Origin of the sequence: Staphylococcus intermedius NCTC 11048 (genome assembly GCF_002902385.1) — a bacterium.
GTDB classification, from domain to species: Bacteria; Bacillota; Bacilli; order Staphylococcales; family Staphylococcaceae; genus Staphylococcus; species Staphylococcus intermedius.
This window is the reverse complement of the sequence record NZ_PPQH01000118.1, coordinates 1-1,035: the sequence shown is the minus strand read 5'-3', so window position 1 is coordinate 1,035 and position 1,035 is coordinate 1. Positions and strand designations below refer to the sequence as shown.

At 26.7% G+C, this 1,035-nt stretch carries 1 protein-coding gene; it reads right to left on the bottom strand.

What is annotated here, in order from left to right; all coding sequences use genetic code 11:
- Positions 1–247: 247 nt before the first annotated feature.
- The coding region (locus CD138_RS13340; RefSeq protein WP_103266020.1) for a hypothetical protein at positions 248–1,035 on the bottom strand (788 nt) is incomplete at its 5' end.

Sequence of the window (1,035 nt, the reverse complement as noted above, 5' to 3'; positions counted from 1 at the left end):
ATATAACTTATTGTTCCTATTTAATTTACATAAGTCAAGGTATACAGTCATTATAGCGCTTGTTGCATAAAACTCAATAGAGTAATTCAATTTTTTATTTCTTGTAAAATCATACAAAATCAACAAGAATTAAAAATTGAATTATCAACAAATTAATTAGTATTGATGTCTCAAATACCCCCATCACTTATGATAGGCTTCTGCTAATGATAAATTAATGGGCTTTTTTAATAAGTATCACTTTATTTCAAGCAGATAATGTAATCTCCGCTTTAATAAAGGGATAACTAAATTTGGACATTTGGATTCGAATTTCAATTTCGTCTGTAAACTTATCTCCTAAAAGGCTTTCACCCTTTATCTTTACAAGTAATTTCGGTGGTGTGACAATATAACCGAATAAATAGAAATTAATAGCATAACTAAATTCAGTTGGTACACCAACTAATAGATCATTGTCTTTAGAAACACCTTTTATTTTCATTTGTTTTGTATGTGTGTTGTAAATAATTTCCTTATTTGAAAATCCCCATTTGTCATGCTCTGAATAAAGGTGACATATATTGTCATTACAACTCAATTCTCTTTTATAATCTTCAAATATAAATCTTTGCTTGTGAGTTTTAAATTCATCCTTATCCCAAATGACTTCAGACTCAACAATTACATTCTTAGCTACTCCACCAACATTTTTTAAATATATAAAATTTTTATTTTTGCCTATAAAATGTGCTTTGGCATTATTATTTGTTACTACTGACGATTCATTACTAAAGTTAAAGATGTCTATCTGTATGCTATTCTTTACAAAATCTTCACTTAATTCAAATGAGTATTTAGTGCTATCAAACAAAAATAGTGGGGTATTTGAAATTCTTTTATGCTCTTCGGCTTTACCGTTATAATACATATTCGTCAAAAATGTAAGTATGGAAATCACTAAAGAAAATCCTGATATATACTTTGCTGTTTCTGGATTAATAAGCATAAAAATCATTAATAATATCAAAAACAAAATAATTATGTATATAAATT